The sequence below is a fragment of the Haloactinopolyspora sp. genome (assembly GCF_027324685.1).
Lineage (GTDB): Bacteria > Actinomycetota > Actinomycetes > Jiangellales > Jiangellaceae > Haloactinopolyspora.
In genome coordinates, this window is the sequence record NZ_DAHVSH010000116.1 from 1 (window position 1) to 15,790 (window position 15,790).

The window sequence follows — 15,790 nt, forward strand, 5'->3', positions numbered from 1 at the left end:
TTGGCCTTGGCGTGATGGCGATGAGCCACGACCGGTCGTCGGGCCACCACAGATCCGCCCAGTCCACCCCGGCCTCCTCGTCCCCGTGGGCTCCGGGCTCGAGCCCTTCGAGCGACACGAGCGCCGCCTGCAGGGGACACGTGAGGTCGTACCCGAACTAGCACGTGAGGTCGTACGCCGACACGCTCCATCCCCTGCAGCGCAGGACAGCCCCCCTCACGCTACCGATATCGACTCCGCTGCCGGTGCCACGGCAGGAGTCGCGCTCCGACCTTGGGCCCGCACCACGAGCAACGCGATGAGGAATGCCGCTCCGGCAACGATCGCTCCACCGAGGAAGGCGGCTTGATACCCGCGCACGGTTGCGTTCACGGTGAGCTGGTGCAGGGTGGTCGTGGCCCCGGCTCCCCGACTGGCACCGAGTGCTCCATGAAGTGCGCCCGTGACCTGGCTCATCCGGTCACGAGTGACCGTAGCCGCCACCGTGACCAGAGCCGCGAGCCCGATAGATCCGCCGACCTGTTGGCTCGTGTTGAGCAACGCGGAGGCAAGACCCGACTCGTGGTTCCCGACGCCGGCCACCGCATTGAGCGTCAGCGGGACGAAGGACATACCCATACCGAGACCAACGAGCAGGAGTGGACCAAGCACAACGGAGTAGCCGGAGCTGCTCGTCACGAAGGAGAGCCAGAACAGCCCACCGGCGACGATCAACGGCCCAACGGTGAGGAATGGACGGGTACCGAACCGCTTGATCTGACGGGAGACGACGAGTCCGACGGTACCGACGGCAAACGGCAGCGGCAGGTAGGCGAGCCCAGCGGAGATGGCACTGTAGTGCAGGACGTCTTGGAGGAACTGTGTGAGGAAAAAGATCAGCGACAGCATTGCCGCCCCCAGCAGCATCATCACTGCGTACCCGCCAGCACGGTTCCGGTGCCCCAGGAACGCCAACGGCAGGATCGGCTGAGGGCTGCGCGCTTCGACGAGGACGAAGGTGGCCAGCAGGACCGCGGCCGCGGCGAAGGCGGTGATCGTGCCCGCATCGGACCAACCAACGGAAGGTGCGCGGACAAGTCCATAGACGAGCAGGGCCATGCCGCCCGACACGGTGAGTGCCCCAGGCAGATCGAGCCGGCCGCGTCGGCCAGCAGAGCTCGGCAGCACGAAGGGCGCCAGCAGCAGCAGACCGACGCCGATGGGGACGTTGACGAAGAGCACCCAACGCCAGGACGCCATGTCCACCAACACGCCGCCGAGTAGCAGGCCGAGCGCGCCGCCCGCCCCTGACATCCCGGCGTAGATGGCCATCGCCCTGTTCCGAGGCGAGCCCTCGGGGAACGTCGTAGCGACCAGGGCAAGTGCCGTGGGAGAGGCGATGGCCGCTCCGATACCCTGGACCGATCGGGCGGCGATGAGCCAGGACTGGGTCGTCGCCAGCCCACCTGCCAGCGAAGCCGCGGTGAACAGACCGATGCCGACGACGAACATGCGCCGGCGCCCGAACAGGTCGCCGGTGCGCCCACCGAGGAGAAGAAGCCCACCGAAGACCAGTACGTAGGCGTCGATGACCCAGGTCACGTTGGTCGTGGAGAAGCCCAGTTCTCGCTGCATGGACGGCAGAGCGATGTTCACGATGGTCAGGTCGAGCATGACCATGAGCTGGGCAGTGGCGATCACCGCCAGAGCGAGGCCCAGGCCCCGCGGTCTCGTCTGCCCGCTGGTCGTCATCAGCGGATCCCGACGGGGGCCAGCAGGCGGGGAGCGACGAGCGCCACGCCGCCGACATCCGGGAGGAAGCTCGCCGCCGGGCAGGCTCGTGCGGCCTGCTGGGCGGACGGCGTTCGTGCGAGGGGAAGGGGCATCATGTGGTGGCTCCCGTCGGTGCTGAAGGCGTCCGGGTGGCCCAGACGATGACGTCGATCAAGGAACCCCCCTGCTCGTGGTGACGCTCGAAGCGTTCGAGCCGCTCCACGAACAGCGTGGGGAAGAGGCCGGCGAGCCGTTGTTCGGTGAAGAGGCGTTCGGGGTCCGGTGGTCCGGACCGGCCGAGCGAGTCGAGGTGGTGGCCGACGACGAACAGGTGAGCGCCAGGGGCCAGCGCCGAGGCGGCAGCGGCGAAGAACGGTCCTCGCTCCCCGGGCGCCAGGTGGATGTTGGCCACCACGACCAGGTCGAACCGAGCCGTTGGGGGACGGTAGTCGAGGAGGTTGTCCTGGACCAGGTTCAGCGCCACGCCGATCTCAGTGGCTCGGGCCTGCGCCTGGGCCAGGCCGACCTCGGATGCGTCCACGCCGGTCACGTCCCAGCCTCGGCGGGCCAACCAGATGGCGTTGCGGCCAGTCCCGCATCCGAGATCAAGCGCTCGTCCTGGTGCCAGTGGCTCGACGAGCTCGACCATGGCGGCGTCGGGCTCGGTGGGCCAGGATGCCTCGGAGTAGCGCCGGTCCCAGACCCACCCGCCACGTGGTGCTTCGGACGGTTCCGGGGGGTGGGGCGTCGCCTCCGGGCTCATGGTGTCTCCTCGAGATGGGCAGGCGGGTGTGACGGGATCGGTTCCGGTTCGCGGTCGACCAGGCCGAGCAGACCCTCGAGCTTCCCCAGGGCGACTTCGAAGTGGTCTCGCTCGGCCTGAGTGAGCGCAGTGTTCAACCATGTCTCCTGGTCGCCGACCATCCGGTGTACGGCGCGGGCGAGGGATTCTCCTTCGTCGGTGAGGGTCAACGTCCGGGGTCGACGGTCACCGGAGAGGCTTCCGCTGCGCAGGACGCCGCGCTCCTCGAGGTCGTCGACGCACCGCTTGGCGTTCATCGGATCGGCGCTGAGCTCCCGGGCCAGTGCCCGAAGCGAGCAACCGGGGTTGGCCGCCACACCCCGCACGACAGCCGCCTCGGGTGGAGACAGCCGAAGGCCGGACAGCTGGTTGGCCCAGGAACGCCGTAGAGCGCGGCTGAGACGGCTCAGGCGAAACCCCAGCCCTGAGTGGAGCGCCACGCCGTTCGCGGAAGCGTCTGTTACGGCTGACCCGGGGTCAGGACCCCGTCCCTGACCCATTGCTGATCTCCTTGCTGATCTCCCCTCGCTGTTCCTCGGCGACCAGCTCGGCGATGATGTCCACCCCGAGGCTGTAGGCGGGCATCCCGGCAGTGATCAGTGCCAGCTCGGCGACGCCGACCAGCTCGTCGACCGGCGCGCCGGCCCGGCGGGCCGCTCGGGCGTGCAAGCGGGCAGGCCCGGGCCGACCGAGAGCCACCAGCTGGGCGAAGTGCACCAGCTGGCCGACCCGGTCGCCGAGCGGGTTGTCCATGATCAGGGTGTGGCGCAGTGCCTCGATGGTGGCGACCGCCGACTGCCGACCGGTCTGCTCCGCCAGTGCCAGACGGGTCTCGATCGAGGCAGGGACCGTGCCCATCAGGGCCACATAGGCCGAGCGGATCTGCTCGGTCGAGGGCAGGCCGGACGGTGCACCGTCACCCGAAGCCGTCGAGCTGGCGGCGGTCATGCCCGTGCCCGAGCCATGGATGCCCGGACGTCTGCCAGAGCACTGGCCGGGAAGTCCACCGCACCGCCCAGAGGCAGGGCGGCCAGCTCGGCCTCCGCAGCCTCTTCCAGCACGGTGAGCAACGACGCGGCGTGCAGGGGATCACGGCCGAGCACCAGTGCCCCGTGGTTGCCCAGCAGCACGGCCTGGGTACCCGGGTGCTGGCCGAGGACATCGATGATCCCGCTGACTGAGCGCTCCGAGCCCCGAGGTGCCCACGGGACGACCGGGACCGACTCGGCCTGACCGAACCGCAGCAGCGCTTCGTACCGACAAGCCAGCTCGCGCCCGGCCATCGCGAAGGCCAGCAGGTGCGGCGAGTGCGTGTGGATGATCCCTCCGACCTCAGGCCGCACCCGGTAGACCTCCGAGTGCATGCTCACGATCTCCGCGTTGCTCGGGTCCAGGTCGCCTTCGACCACCGTCCCGTCCAGGCCCACGAGGGCCAGGCGGTTCGGACTCAGATCCCGGACCTGGCCGTCGACGGTCAGCAGCATGGACTGACCGTCTACCCGGGCCGAGAGGTTGGCATGACCGGTGTGCGACATCACCCCGTTGGTGAAGAGCGACTGGGCGGCCTGAACCACCGCAGTCGAAGCGCCGAGGTTACCGAGAACGGATGAGGGCATGGGGTCTACCTTTCGGATCGGGAGGTCCGAGGTGCACCGCAGGTCACCGGCAAGCACCGCACGACCCCAGCGTCAACCGTAGTAGTCACTACGATATTCCGCGGCCAGATCCTCAGCCGCGCAGTCTCAAGCCGCGCGGCGTCAGCCGGAAGCCGGCACCGGACAGCGCGGCGGACAGGGCGCTGCCCGCAGCCGAGCCCAGCACCGACGCGCCGTCGGCCCGCTGGACCTGCAGCCGCCCCAGCTGTCCTGCGTGGACGGCCAGCGCGAGGGCGTCGGCTGCCGCCTGCAGCGGCGCCGGATCGTCGGTGAAGGACAGCATGGTGCGTCCGCCGCGCTCGACGTACAGCACCAGCGCCCCAGCGACCAGGACGACGAGCGCCCCGGCCTTGCGCCCCGGCCGATGACCGGCGCTGGCGCTGGCGCCGCCCTCGGGCCAGGCCAGCGCGGCGCCGTACGGGTTGGCCGGGTCGGTTGCGGCCAGGACGAGCGTCGGCGACGGTTCGCAGCCATCGACGGCGAAGCCGCGCAGACGGTCGACCGCGCCGGGGGCGGCGAACTGGGCCGCCCCGAGCCCCTCGACGGCGTACCCCCGTCGGCAACGCCCAGCCTCTTCGAAGGCCGACAGCACACGGTAGGCGGCGGCGAACCCGCCGGGGACGTGCTCGGCCACGGCCACACCGCGGGTCACGACTCCATGCCGGTCCAGCAGCCCCTGCGCCAGCACCGCCGCCCGCCGGGTCGCGTCGCGATCGACCGCCGGCAACAACGACCACCGACCGGGCATCGACGGCAGGCCGGAACGCGCCGGCAGGACGCCACGCGCCGGCCGACGGGGCCACGCGTAGCGGGCGCGCGACGCGCTGCGACGGGCCCGGTGCGCTGCCCGTCCTGAGCCGAGCCGGATACGCAGCGGGGCAAGCGTGTCATTCGTCAGCCGGCCGGACCAGACCAGGCCCCACACCGCGTCGGCCAGCGCGGCCTCGCCGGGGGCGTCCACCCGATCGAGCAGCCCGCGGAAGAACAGCGCGGTCCCGCCGTCGAGCACCTCGAGGACCCGCTGCTGCAGCTCGTCCGGCTCGAAGCCCTCGACGGGCACCACAGTCAGCGGGGCGGTCTCGGCCAGGTGCAGCGACACCCAGCCGTCCCCTCCAGGCAGTGCGCCCTGCCCCGCCCAGACGACCTCGCCCGCCGCGGTGAGCTCGTCAAGCATCATGGGGGTGTAGTCCGCCACCCGAGCCGGCAACACCAGCAGATCCAGGGCCGAGGCGCAGACGACCGCGCCAGCCAGCTGCTCGACCACGGCCAGGACTCCGTCCACCCCACGCAGCGTCCCCCCAACGCCTTGCCACGCCGGCAGGAACCGGGCCAGGGCCGCAGCCGGCACCGGTTCGGCCTCGTGCCGTAGGGCGGCCAGCGAGCGACGTCGCAGCAGGCGCAGCACCTCGGTCGCGCACCACTCGGTCCCGGCGCCACCGGGGGTGAAGCTGCCGTCGACGACCCGCCCGTACGCCGCCAGCTCGATGAGCGTGCCCCGGACGACAGCCACCCCGAGCCCGAACCGCTCGGCGATCGCCCGTGCGCGAAACGGACCGTGGGTCCGTGCATACCGGGCCACCAGGTCGCCCATCGGGTCGGCAACCGGTTCGAGAAACGCCTCCGGTACGCCACCCGGCAACCGGGCACCGAGGGCGTCGCGCAGCCGGCCAGCATCCTCGACCGCCGCCCAGTACTCGTAGCCGGCGATGCGCACCCGCAGCACCCGTCGGGTCGATTCGAGGATGGACAGCCACCCCGGTGCGGAAGCGGGCTCGACGACTCGGGCCTGCACCTCCTCGGTGGTCAGCGGCCCGAGCCCGCCCAACAGGTCGGCCACGCCTTCCAGTGTGCTGGCCTGCCGACCACCCGCGGTGCGCTGCAGGTCGGCCTGGACCCCCGTGACCGCACCCGCGTCGAGCAGCTCACGCAGCTCCGCCCGGCCCAACAGCTCGGCCAGCAGCGAAGTGTCCAATGCGAGCGCAGCGGCCCGCCGCTCGGCGAGCGGGGAGTCGCCCTCGTAGAGGAACTGAGCCACGTAGCCAAACAGCAGCGAGCGGGCGAACGGCGACGGCCCCCGGGTCTGCAGCTCCACCACCCGCACCTGGAACTGCTCGATGTCACGCATCAGACGTACCAGCGCGGGCACGTCGAAGACGTCGTGCAACACCTCGCGCATCGTCTCGAGGACGATCGGGAACGAACCGTACCCGGCCGCCACGGACAGCAGCTGTGCAGAGCGCTGGCGCTGCTGCCACAGCGGCGAGCGCCGACCGGGGTCGCGGCGCGGCAGCAGCAGCGCACGAGCAGCGCACTCGCGAAACCGGGCGGCGAACAGCGCCGAGCCACCGACCTCGGCGGTGACCATCGCCTCGACCTCGGCCGGGTCGAGCACCACCAGGTCCGCCGGCGGGCCGGCGTCGGTCTCTGGCAGCCGCAGCACGATGCCGTCGTCGGAGTACATCGACTGGACGTCGATGCCGAGCCGCTCGCGCAGCCGCCCGGTCAGAGCCAGTGCCCAGGGGGCGTGCACCGCCGCGCCGTACGGGGAGTGGATTGCCACCCGCCAGTCGCCGAGCTCGTCCCGGAACCGCTCGACCAGGATCGTGCGGTCGTCAGGTACGTGGCCGGTGGCCGCCCGCTGGGCACGTAGGTAGGCCAGCAGGTTCCCAGCCGCCCACTCGTCGAGCCCGGCGGTTGTCAACCGGGCGCTCGCAGCCTCGTCGTCCAGCCGGCTGACCTCGCAGATGAACCGGCCGACCGCCACCCCCAGCTCGGCAGGTCGGCCGAGAGCGTCGCCCTTCCAGAACGGCAGCCGGCCGGGCTGGCCGGGCGCGGGCGTGACCAGCACCCGGTCGTGGGTGATGCTCTCGATCCGCCACGACGACGAGCCGAGGGTCACCACGTCGCCCACCCGGGACTCGTAGACCATCTCTTCGTCCAGCTCCCCGACCCGGGAGGACTTCTCGCCGACGAGGAACACGCCGTACAGCCCGCGGTCAGGGATCGTACCGCCGCTGGTGACCGCCAGCCGCTGCGCCCCCGGGCGCCCGGTGAGCGTACCGGCCACCCGGTCCCACACCAGCCGTGGGCGCAGCTCGGCGAAGGCATCGCTCGGATACCGCCCCGCCAGCATGTCCAGGACGGCGTCGTAGGCCGACCGCGGCAGGCTGGCGAACGGGTCTGCCCGCCGAAGGAGAGCCAACAGCTCGTCGACATCCCATACGTCGACAGCCACCATGGCAACGACCTGTTGGGCCAGCACGTCCAACGGGTTGCGCGGAAGGCGCAGCTGTTCGATCTGGCCGGCGACCATCCTCTCGGCGACCACCGCAGCCTGCACCAGGTCGCCTCGGTGCGTGGGTAACACCACCCCGCGGCTGACCGCGCCAACCTGGTGCCCGGACCGGCCGACTCGCTGCAGGCCTGCGGCCACCGACGGCGGCGACTCGACCTGGACGACCAGGTCCACCGCGTCCATGTCGATGCCCAGCTCGAGGCTGGATGTCGCGACCACCGCCGGCAGCTGCCCGGACTTCAGCTCCTCCTCGATCAGGGCGCGCTGCTCCTTGGACACCGATCCATGGTGGGCCCTCGCCAGCACCCGGCCCCCCGGTGCGCCCTCGTAGGCGATCTCGTTCAGCCGGGCGCACAACCGCTCAGCCAGCCGCCGCGAGTTGGCGAAGACGATGGTCGAGGTGTGCTGCTCGACGAGGTCGACCACGCGGCGTTCCACGTGTGGCCAGATGGACGAGCGAGCGCCGTCGGCCTCGGCGTCTCCGAGCCGGCCGGTGTCCTCGCCCGGCGGCGCGGGAGCGGCGTCGAGCTCGTCGAGATCGGGAACGGGCACGACGACGCGCAGGTCCCAGCTCTTGGTGCTTTCCGGCGCGACGACCTCGACCGGACGCGGGCCGCCGAGGAAGCGCGCGACCTCGTCCACCGGCCGTACGGTCGCCGAGAGACCGATGCGTTGGGCGGGCCGGCTCAACAGGGCGTCGAGCCGCTCGAGTGACAGGGCGAGATGAGCGCCGCGCTTGCTGCCGGCCACGGCATGGACCTCGTCGACGATGACCGTGTGGATGTGCCGCAGCGACTCCCGCGCCTGCGACGTGAGCAGCAGGAACAACGACTCCGGCGTGGTGATGAGCACGTCGGGTGGCCGGCGGGCGAACTGGCGTCGCTGCTCCGGCGGCGTGTCACCGGAGCGGATGCCGACGGTGATGTCAGGCGCCGCCAGCCCCAGCCGCTGGGCGGCCTGGCTGATACCGGCCAGCGGCGCGCGCAGGTTGCGCTCGACGTCGACGGTGAGCGCCTTGAGCGGCGAGACGTAGAGCACTCGGCAGCGGTGCGTGGGGTCGTCGGGCGGGGGAGCGGCGGCCAGTTGGTCCAACGCCCACAGGAACGCCGCGAGCGTCTTGCCCGAGCCGGTCGGAGCCACGACCAGGGCGTTGCGCTCGGCCGCGATGGCTTGCCACGCGCCTTGCTGGGCCGCGGTGGGCGCCGCGAACGAGTCGGCGAACCACGCCCTGGTGGCGGGGCCGAAGAGTTCGAGGACGTCACCCATGCTTCCATCTTCCACCCGGCCACCGACAACGTCGCAGCGTCGCCTTGGTCGTACCGGCATTGCGCGGTTTGTGGGTGTTGACTGCGGCTGCCGAGACTTCGCTCGGTGCGAGCACTCCCGACGAGGGTGTCGGTGTGGATACTGGACAGGTGCGATTGACCGATTTCTGGCAGCGGATGGAGCATCACCTCGGTCCGGCCTACGCCGACTCGTGGGCGCGCGACTACGTCATCGACGCCCTGGGCGAGCGCACGGTGCACCAGGCGCTCGAGGCCGGCGAGGACACCAAGGTCGTCTGGCTGGCGGTGTGTGACGCGCTGCGCCTGGCTCCCAGCGAACGCTGAGAGCCCGGCGAGCACCGAAGGCTGCATCGGGCGCGTGATCCGGCCCGAAACTCAGATGCCGACTGTCGGTCCCGACGGGTAGCGTCGAACGACGTGACGAACGGACCTGACGATCCGCCCATGATCAGCGCGCACAAGCTCACCAAACGCTTCGGCGAGTTCACCGCGGTCGACGGTATCGACATCGAGGTGCGCCGCGGCGAGGCGTTCGGCTTCCTCGGGCCCAACGGCGCCGGCAAGTCGTCGACCATGCGCATGATCGGCTGTGTCTCCCCGCCGTCCGGCGGCAGCCTGCGCATCCTCGGGCTGGATCCGGCCACCGACGGTCCGGCCATCCGGGCCAGGCTGGGGGTGGTGCCGCAGCGCGACGCTCTGGACGAGGAGCTGACGGTGCGCGAGAACATCATCGTCTACGGCCGCTACTTCGGGCTGCCGCGCTCGGTGGTTCGCGACCGAGCGGACGAGTTGCTCGAGTTCGCCCAGCTCACCGAGCGCGCCGAAAGCCTCGTCGAGCCGTTGTCCGGTGGCATGAAGCGGCGGCTGACCATCGCGCGCTCGCTGATCAACCAGCCCGAACTGCTCCTGCTGGACGAGCCGACCACGGGGCTGGACCCGCAAGCGCGCCACATCCTCTGGGATCGCCTGTTCCGCCTCAAACGTGGCGGTACGACCCTCGTGATCACCACGCACTACATGGACGAGGCCGAGCAACTGTGCGACCGCCTGGTGGTCATGGACGGCGGGCGCATCGTCGCCTCGGGCTCGCCGCGCGAGCTCATCGCCTTGCACTCCACCCGCGAGGTGCTGGAGCTGCGCTTCGCTGCCGATGACCACGCGCCGTACCAGCCGAAACTCGCCGATCTCGCCGAGCGCATCGAAGTGCTGCCCGATCGTCTCCTGCTCTATACCGACGACGGCGATGCCGCTGCGGCGGCGGTACACGAGCGCGGCCTGGAACCGTTGTCGGTGCTGGCCCGCCGCTCCACGCTGGAGGACGTCTTCCTCCACCTCACCGGCCGCTCGCTGATCGACTGATGGCCACTGAAACGAACACCAGGCCCGGCGGCGACAGCGTCCACCACCGCGAGGGACGCATGGCCGGGCGAGCCTTCGCCTATTGGCTGACCAGCTACCGCAGGGTCTGGCGGGGCACGATCGTCAACGGCTTCCTCCATCCGCTGTTTTTCCTGGTCGCCATGGGCTTCGGCCTCGGCGAGCTGGTCGATTCCGGCGCGGGCGGCGGCATCGACGGCGCGTCGTACGTCAACTTCATCGCCCCGGGCCTGCTCGCCGCGCAAGCCATGCAGACCGCCGTGGGGGAGTCGACCTATCCCGTCATGGGTGCGTTGAAGTGGCATCGGCACTACTACGCGATGCTGGCCACGCCCCTCGGCATCCGCGATGTCGTGTACGGCCACGTGCTCTTCGTCGTGCTGCGCGTAGCGATCACCAGTACTGTGTTCGCGATGGTGGCGGCTATGGTGGGCGCCATCACCTCGCCGTGGCTGATCGTGGCCGTACCGGTGGCCGTGCTCGTGGGGCTGGCCTTCACGACGCCGGTCTTCGCCTTCGCCGCGCGACAGGACAACGACGGCGGCTTCAACGTGCTGTTCCGGTTCGTCATCATGCCGATGTTCCTGTTCTCCGGCACCTTCTTCCCGGTGAGCCAGCTGCCCGGCGTGCTCGAGGTGGTGGCGTGGCTGACCCCGCTGTGGCACGGCGTCGATCTGTGCCGCGCCCTGGTGCTGGAGACGGCCACCCCGCTGGATTCACTGGGGCACGTGGCTTACCTGCTGGTGTGGGCGATCGGCGGCCTGTGGTGGACGGTCACCAACTTCCGGAAGAGGTTGCTCACGTGAGCGCGCCCACGAAGACCCGGCCTGGTGCGCTGGTCCACACGCTGGCGAGGGCGCTGCCGGTCCCGGCCGGCGCGGGCATGGCCCGTGCGCTCGTCGAACGGAACGTGCGTGCGTTCCGGCACGGCTGGGTCACGCTGGTCAGCGGGTTCTTCGAGCCGATGTTCTATCTGTTCTCTCTCGGCGTCGGCCTGGGTGCGTTGATCGGCGACGTCGACACCGGCGGTGGACGGATGATCGACTATGCGGTCTACGTGGCGCCGGGCATGATGGCCGCGGCGGCGATGAACGGTGCGGTCTTCGACTCCACGTTCAACGTCTTCTTCAAGTTGAAGTACGCCAAGCTCTACGACTCGGTGCTGGCCACGCCGCTGGGCCCGCGCGATGTCGCGGTCGGCGAGATCAGCTGGGCCTTGCTGCGCGGCCTGCTCTACTCCACAGCCTTCCTGGTGGTCGCCACGGTCAGCGGGGTGGTGACGTCGTGGTGGGCGGTTCTCGCCCTGCCGGCCACGACGCTGATCGGGCTGGCCTTCGCCGCGGTCGGCATGACGGCCACGACGTTCATGCGCACCTGGCAGGACTTCGACTACGTGCAACTGGCGATCGTGCCGATGTTCCTGTTCTCCGCCACGTTCTACCCGTTGTCGACCTATCCGGACGCGCTCCAGTGGGTCGTGCAGGCCACGCCGCTCTACCACGGTGTGGCGCTGGTACGTGATCTGATGCTCGGTGACGTCGGCGCCGGACTCCTGGTGCACGCCGCCTACCTCGCGATCATGGGCGCGATCGGGGTGGTGCTGGCGGCACGGCGCATCGAGAGCCTGTTGCTGAAGTAGCTGCGGGGCGTGCGACGGTCACGGCGGCTGGTCGGCGTGTCGTTCGTGATCGAACACTCGTTCGGTATAAGGTGCCATCATGACCCGGTCGCCGAGGTTATCCACAGCTTGCAGAGAGGCCCTCGAAGCTGTCGGTGGCACCGCGTAACGTCACGGGTGATGAACAAACGATCACAGGGTCGCACGCCGGCCCGTCGACCCCAGGTGGTTCCCATGGCAGTTTCCGCAGACCGTGAGAAGGCGCTCGATACTGCGCTCGCTCAGATCGAGCGCGCGTTCGGTAAAGGCTCGGTGATGCGTCTGGGTGAGGAGGCGCGCGCGCCGGTCGAGGTGATTCCCACCGGGGCGATCGCGCTCGATGTCGCCCTCGGCATCGGCGGACTTCCGCGCGGGCGGGTCATCGAGGTGTATGGCCCTGAGAGCAGCGGTAAGACGACGGTGGCGCTGCATGCGGTGGCCAACGCGCAACGTGCCGGAGGGGTGGCCGGTTTCATCGACGCCGAGCACGCGCTCGACCCCGACTACGCCAAGGCGCTGGGGGTCGACACCGACTCCTTGCTGGTCTCCCAGCCCGATACCGGTGAGCAGGCACTCGAGATCGCCGATACGTTGATCCGGTCCGGGGCGCTGGACATCATCGTCATCGACTCCGTCGCCGCGCTGGTGCCGCGAGCTGAGATCGAGGGCGAGATGGGTGACAGCCATGTCGGTCTGCAGGCACGGCTCATGAGCCAGGCGCTGCGCAAGATCGCCGGTGCGCTGAGTCAGTCCAAGACGACGGCGATCTTCATCAACCAGCTGCGTGAGAAGGTCGGCGTGTTCTTCGGCAGCCCCGAGACGACGAGCGGTGGAAAGGCGCTGAAGTTCTACGCTTCGGTCCGCCTCGACGTCCGGCGCATCGAGACGCTCAAGGACGGCACCGAAGCCGTAGGCAACCGCACCCGGGTCAAGGTCGTGAAGAACAAGGTGGCCCCCCCGTTCAAGCAGGCCGAGTTCGACATCGTCTACGGCGAGGGCATCAGCCGCGAGGGCAGCCTGATCGATCTCGGGGTGGAACAGAGCATCGTGCGCAAGTCCGGCGCCTGGTACACCTACGAGGGCGACCAGCTCGGCCAGGGCAAGGAGAACGCCCGGAAGTTCCTCAAGGACAACCCCGACCTCGCAGACGAGATCGAGAAGAAGATCAAGGAGAAGCTGGGGGTTGGCCCCAAGGCCGACGCGTCCGGCGAGGCACCGGCGGCAGAGGTGCCGGTCGACTTCTGACCGGTACGGTCACGATGTTCGGCTCTGGCCACGCCGTAGGCACAAGACCAGGGGAGGGCGAAGTCCGCCATGGGCAGTAGGGCCGGGCGCACGTCGAAATCCGCTGAGGGTTCGGCTCCGTCGCCATCGGGTGAACCGGAGCCCGACCCTGAGTCGGTAGCGCGCTCCATCGTGCTGCAACGACTCTCGCTAGCCCCGCAGACACGGGCACAGCTCGATGTCGCGATGACGAAGAAGGGCGTACCCGACGACGTCCGCGGCGCCATCCTCGACCGGTTCTCCGATGTCGGCCTGATCGACGATGCAGCCTTCGCCCAGGCTTGGGTCGACTCGCGGCACAACGGCCGTGGGCTGGCCAAGCGTGCCTTAGGGCACGAGCTCCGGCAGCGAGGCGTCGACCCGAAGGTGGCCGACGAGGCCGTCGAGGCGCTGGAGCCGGAGCAGGAGGAAGCCATGGCGCGTGCGCTCGTGGCCCGGCGGTTGCCCAGTACCCGCAGGCTCGATCCGGCAGCACGGACTCGGCGACTGGCCGGGATGCTGGCGCGCAAGGGTTACCCGGCCGGCCTGTCCTATCGAGTCGTGCGTGAAGCGTTGGAGGCTGAGGGGGTGGACGAAAGCGACCTACCAGCCGAACACATCGACGAATGACCACCAGCTGAACAACGGGTGGTGAAGCGCAGCGGTGGCGCGATGTGGGCGCCGCCGTGTCACCTTGACCCCTCGTACACCCTTACGTAATCTCAACATAAAAGGTGGAGAACAACTCCGCGACCGCGGATCGGACATAGACACCATGGCAACACCCAACACCGAAACGTCACCGAGGCCGGCTTTCCGCTGGCCTCAGTGGTATGCAGCGAGTTCACAGCCTTGCGGACGTGGCGCGTTGGCATCACACGGTCGATCCAGACTCGATTTCAGTGATTCGGTGAACGAAGCTCACTTCCTGGGCAAGTGAGTGCGGTCGCAGTGCGGTTCCCACCGTTGAATAAGTCTGTTCGCAGACAGCTACACGTGAGGGAGCCGGTCGATGGACACCGGAACGGCAATTCTGATCGTCGGGTCGTTGATCGTCGTGCTGCTTGTCGTGGCGCTGGTCAGCATGTTCGCGAAGTTGCGCGGTGTCGAGGCGCGACGCGCGGAGTCATCGGATGCGCTGGCGAAGGTGGAAGCCGACTCCATCAAGTTGCGCGCCGCGGCGCAAACCGACGCTGACGAGGCGCGTGCGCAAGCTCGCCGTGAGGTCGACGAACTCAAGGCCAAGGCCCTGGCCGAGATCGAAGAGATGCGGGCCAAAGCGACGTCCGACGCTGAGCAGGCGCGGAAGCGTTCCGATCAACTCGGGGCCGACCTGCGCGATCAACGCGCCGACCTCGAACGGCGCGAGCAGCGAGTCGTCGAGCGCGAAGAGCGTGTCGACGCCGACGCGCGCAGTCTCGAGGAACGCGAGCAGGAGCTCGAGGTGCAGTTCGCCGCGCTCGAAGCCCGCAAAGTCGAGTTGGACAACCTCGAGGCCGAACGCCGCGAGATCCTCGAACGCGCGGCTCAGCTCACCGCCGATCAGGCGAAGGCCGAACTGATCGCCTCAGTCGAAGAGCAGGCCAAGCGGGAGGCGACCCTGCTGGTCCGCGACATCGAGCGGGAGGCGCAAGAGAACGGCCAGGCCCGGGCCCGCGAGATCATCACGTTGGCGATCCAGCGGCTGGCCTCCGAGCAGACCGCTGAATCGGTCGTTTCGGTGCTGCACCTGCCCGGCGATGAGATGAAGGGCCGCATCATCGGCCGCGAGGGACGCAACATCCGCGCGTTCGAACAGGTCACCGGCGTGAACTTGATCATCGACGACACCCCAGAAGCGGTGTTGTTGTCCTGCTTCGATCCGGTCCGGCGCGAGGTGGCCCGACTCACGCTCGAGGAACTCGTGCTCGACGGGCGGATCCATCCGCACCGGATCGAGGAGCAGTACGAGAAGAGCAAGGCCGAGGTCGAGGCGCTGTGCGTGCGTGCGGGGGAGGACGCCCTGGTAGAGGTCGGCATCTCCGAGATGCACCCCGACCTGGTCGCCCTGCTGGGAAGGCTGCGCTATCGCACGTCGTACGGGCAGAACGTGCTCAAGCACCTCATCGAGTCCGCGCACCTGGCCGGCATGATGGCCGGCGAACTCGGCATGGACATCAAGCTCGCCAAGCGGTGCGCGTTGTTGCACGACATCGGCAAGGCGCTCACGCACGAGGTCGACGGCAGCCACGCCTTGATCGGCGCCGAGATCGCGCGGCGCTACGGCGAGAACGACGACGTGATCCATGCCATCGAGGCCCACCACAACGAGGTCGAGTTGCGCACCGTCGAGGCGGTGCTGACCCAGGCGGCCGACGCCATCTCCGGCGGGCGCCCGGGCGCGCGGCGCGAATCGCTCGAGGCCTACGTGAAGCGGCTGGAGCGGCTCGAAGAGATCTCCATGAGCTACGAAGGCGTGGAGAAGGTGTTCGCCATGCAGGCCGGCCGCGAGATCCGGGTCATGGTGCTGCCCGACGTCGTCGACGACATCCAGGCGCAGGTGCTGGCTCGAGACATCGCCAAGAAGGTCGAAGAGGAGCTGACCTACCCCGGCCAGATCCGCATCACCGTCGTCCGCGAGTCTCGTTCCACCGAGTTCGCCCGCTGATCCTGCCGCCACCGCAACCCGTTCAGCCCTAGACGGCGGCGGGTGAAAAATCGTAT

Annotated in this window: 14 protein-coding genes; 7 read left to right on the plus strand and 7 right to left on the minus strand. The window is 69.4% G+C overall.

Annotated features, from left to right (window positions below; all coding sequences use genetic code 11):
• Nucleotides 1-216 precede the first annotated feature (216 nt).
• From M6444_RS13170 to M6444_RS13200, 7 genes are all read right to left on the minus strand, one after another.
• Complete coding sequence (locus M6444_RS13170) at nucleotides 217-1,731, minus strand: MFS transporter (RefSeq protein WP_298328026.1); 1,515 nt, start codon at nucleotides 1,729-1,731, stop codon at nucleotides 217-219.
• A complete protein-coding gene (locus tag M6444_RS13175; protein ID WP_298328028.1) occupies nucleotides 1,731-1,868 on the minus strand; it encodes a hypothetical protein in 138 nt (45 codons plus the stop codon). Before M6444_RS13175 ends, M6444_RS13170 begins: the two co-directional genes overlap by 1 nt.
• A complete protein-coding gene (locus tag M6444_RS13180; protein ID WP_298328030.1) occupies nucleotides 1,865-2,515 on the minus strand; it encodes a class I SAM-dependent methyltransferase in 651 nt (216 codons plus the stop codon). Before M6444_RS13180 ends, M6444_RS13175 begins: the two co-directional genes overlap by 4 nt.
• Entirely contained in the window at nucleotides 2,512-2,880 is a 369-nt protein-coding gene (locus M6444_RS13185) for a MarR family winged helix-turn-helix transcriptional regulator (RefSeq protein ID WP_298328033.1), read from the minus strand. Before M6444_RS13185 ends, M6444_RS13180 begins: the two co-directional genes overlap by 4 nt.
• Nucleotides 2,881-3,031: 151 nt before the next feature.
• The gene (locus M6444_RS13190; RefSeq protein ID WP_298328036.1) at nucleotides 3,032-3,502 is read right to left on the minus strand and encodes a carboxymuconolactone decarboxylase family protein; all 471 of its coding nucleotides are present in this window, start codon (nucleotides 3,500-3,502) and stop codon (nucleotides 3,032-3,034) included.
• Entirely contained in the window at nucleotides 3,499-4,170 is a 672-nt protein-coding gene (locus tag M6444_RS13195; RefSeq protein WP_298328039.1) for a class II aldolase/adducin family protein, read from the minus strand. The genes M6444_RS13190 and M6444_RS13195 overlap by 4 nt, the downstream gene beginning before the upstream one ends.
• Before the next feature lie 112 nt (nucleotides 4,171-4,282).
• Nucleotides 4,283-8,770 carry a DEAD/DEAH box helicase gene (locus tag M6444_RS13200; protein ID WP_298328042.1) on the minus strand — a complete coding sequence of 1,496 codons (4,488 nt, stop codon included), beginning with the start codon at nucleotides 8,768-8,770 and terminating at the stop codon, nucleotides 4,283-4,285.
• Between the two features lie 149 nt (nucleotides 8,771-8,919).
• Between M6444_RS13200 and M6444_RS13205 the strand changes: the two genes are divergently transcribed.
• The 7 genes from M6444_RS13205 to rny all read left to right on the plus strand — a co-directional run bounded on the left by M6444_RS13205 (nucleotide 8,920) and on the right by rny (nucleotide 15,734).
• Nucleotides 8,920-9,114 carry a DUF3046 domain-containing protein gene (locus M6444_RS13205; RefSeq protein WP_298328045.1) on the plus strand — a complete coding sequence of 65 codons (195 nt, stop codon included), beginning with the start codon at nucleotides 8,920-8,922 and terminating at the stop codon, nucleotides 9,112-9,114.
• 120 nt (nucleotides 9,115-9,234) lie between these two features.
• On the plus strand, nucleotides 9,235-10,149 hold the full coding sequence (locus tag M6444_RS13210; RefSeq protein WP_363326359.1) for an ABC transporter ATP-binding protein: 915 nt from the start codon (nucleotides 9,235-9,237) through the stop codon (nucleotides 10,147-10,149).
• Nucleotides 10,149-10,973, plus strand: coding sequence for an ABC transporter permease (locus tag M6444_RS13215; protein ID WP_298328050.1), 825 nt, complete (start codon nucleotides 10,149-10,151; stop codon nucleotides 10,971-10,973). The genes M6444_RS13210 and M6444_RS13215 overlap by 1 nt, the downstream gene beginning before the upstream one ends.
• On the plus strand, nucleotides 10,970-11,806 hold the full coding sequence (locus M6444_RS13220; protein ID WP_298328053.1) for an ABC transporter permease: 837 nt from the start codon (nucleotides 10,970-10,972) through the stop codon (nucleotides 11,804-11,806). The genes M6444_RS13215 and M6444_RS13220 overlap by 4 nt, the downstream gene beginning before the upstream one ends.
• A 213-nt stretch (nucleotides 11,807-12,019) precedes the next feature.
• On the plus strand, nucleotides 12,020-13,069 hold the full coding sequence (recA, locus tag M6444_RS13225; protein ID WP_298328057.1) for a recombinase RecA: 1,050 nt from the start codon (nucleotides 12,020-12,022) through the stop codon (nucleotides 13,067-13,069).
• 225 nt (nucleotides 13,070-13,294) lie between these two features.
• Complete coding sequence (locus M6444_RS13230) at nucleotides 13,295-13,717, plus strand: regulatory protein RecX (protein WP_298328060.1); 423 nt, start codon at nucleotides 13,295-13,297, stop codon at nucleotides 13,715-13,717.
• A 382-nt stretch (nucleotides 13,718-14,099) separates the two neighbouring features.
• Nucleotides 14,100-15,734 carry a ribonuclease Y gene (rny, locus tag M6444_RS13235; RefSeq protein ID WP_298328063.1) on the plus strand — a complete coding sequence of 545 codons (1,635 nt, stop codon included), beginning with the start codon at nucleotides 14,100-14,102 and terminating at the stop codon, nucleotides 15,732-15,734.
• Nucleotides 15,735-15,790 lie beyond the last annotated feature (56 nt).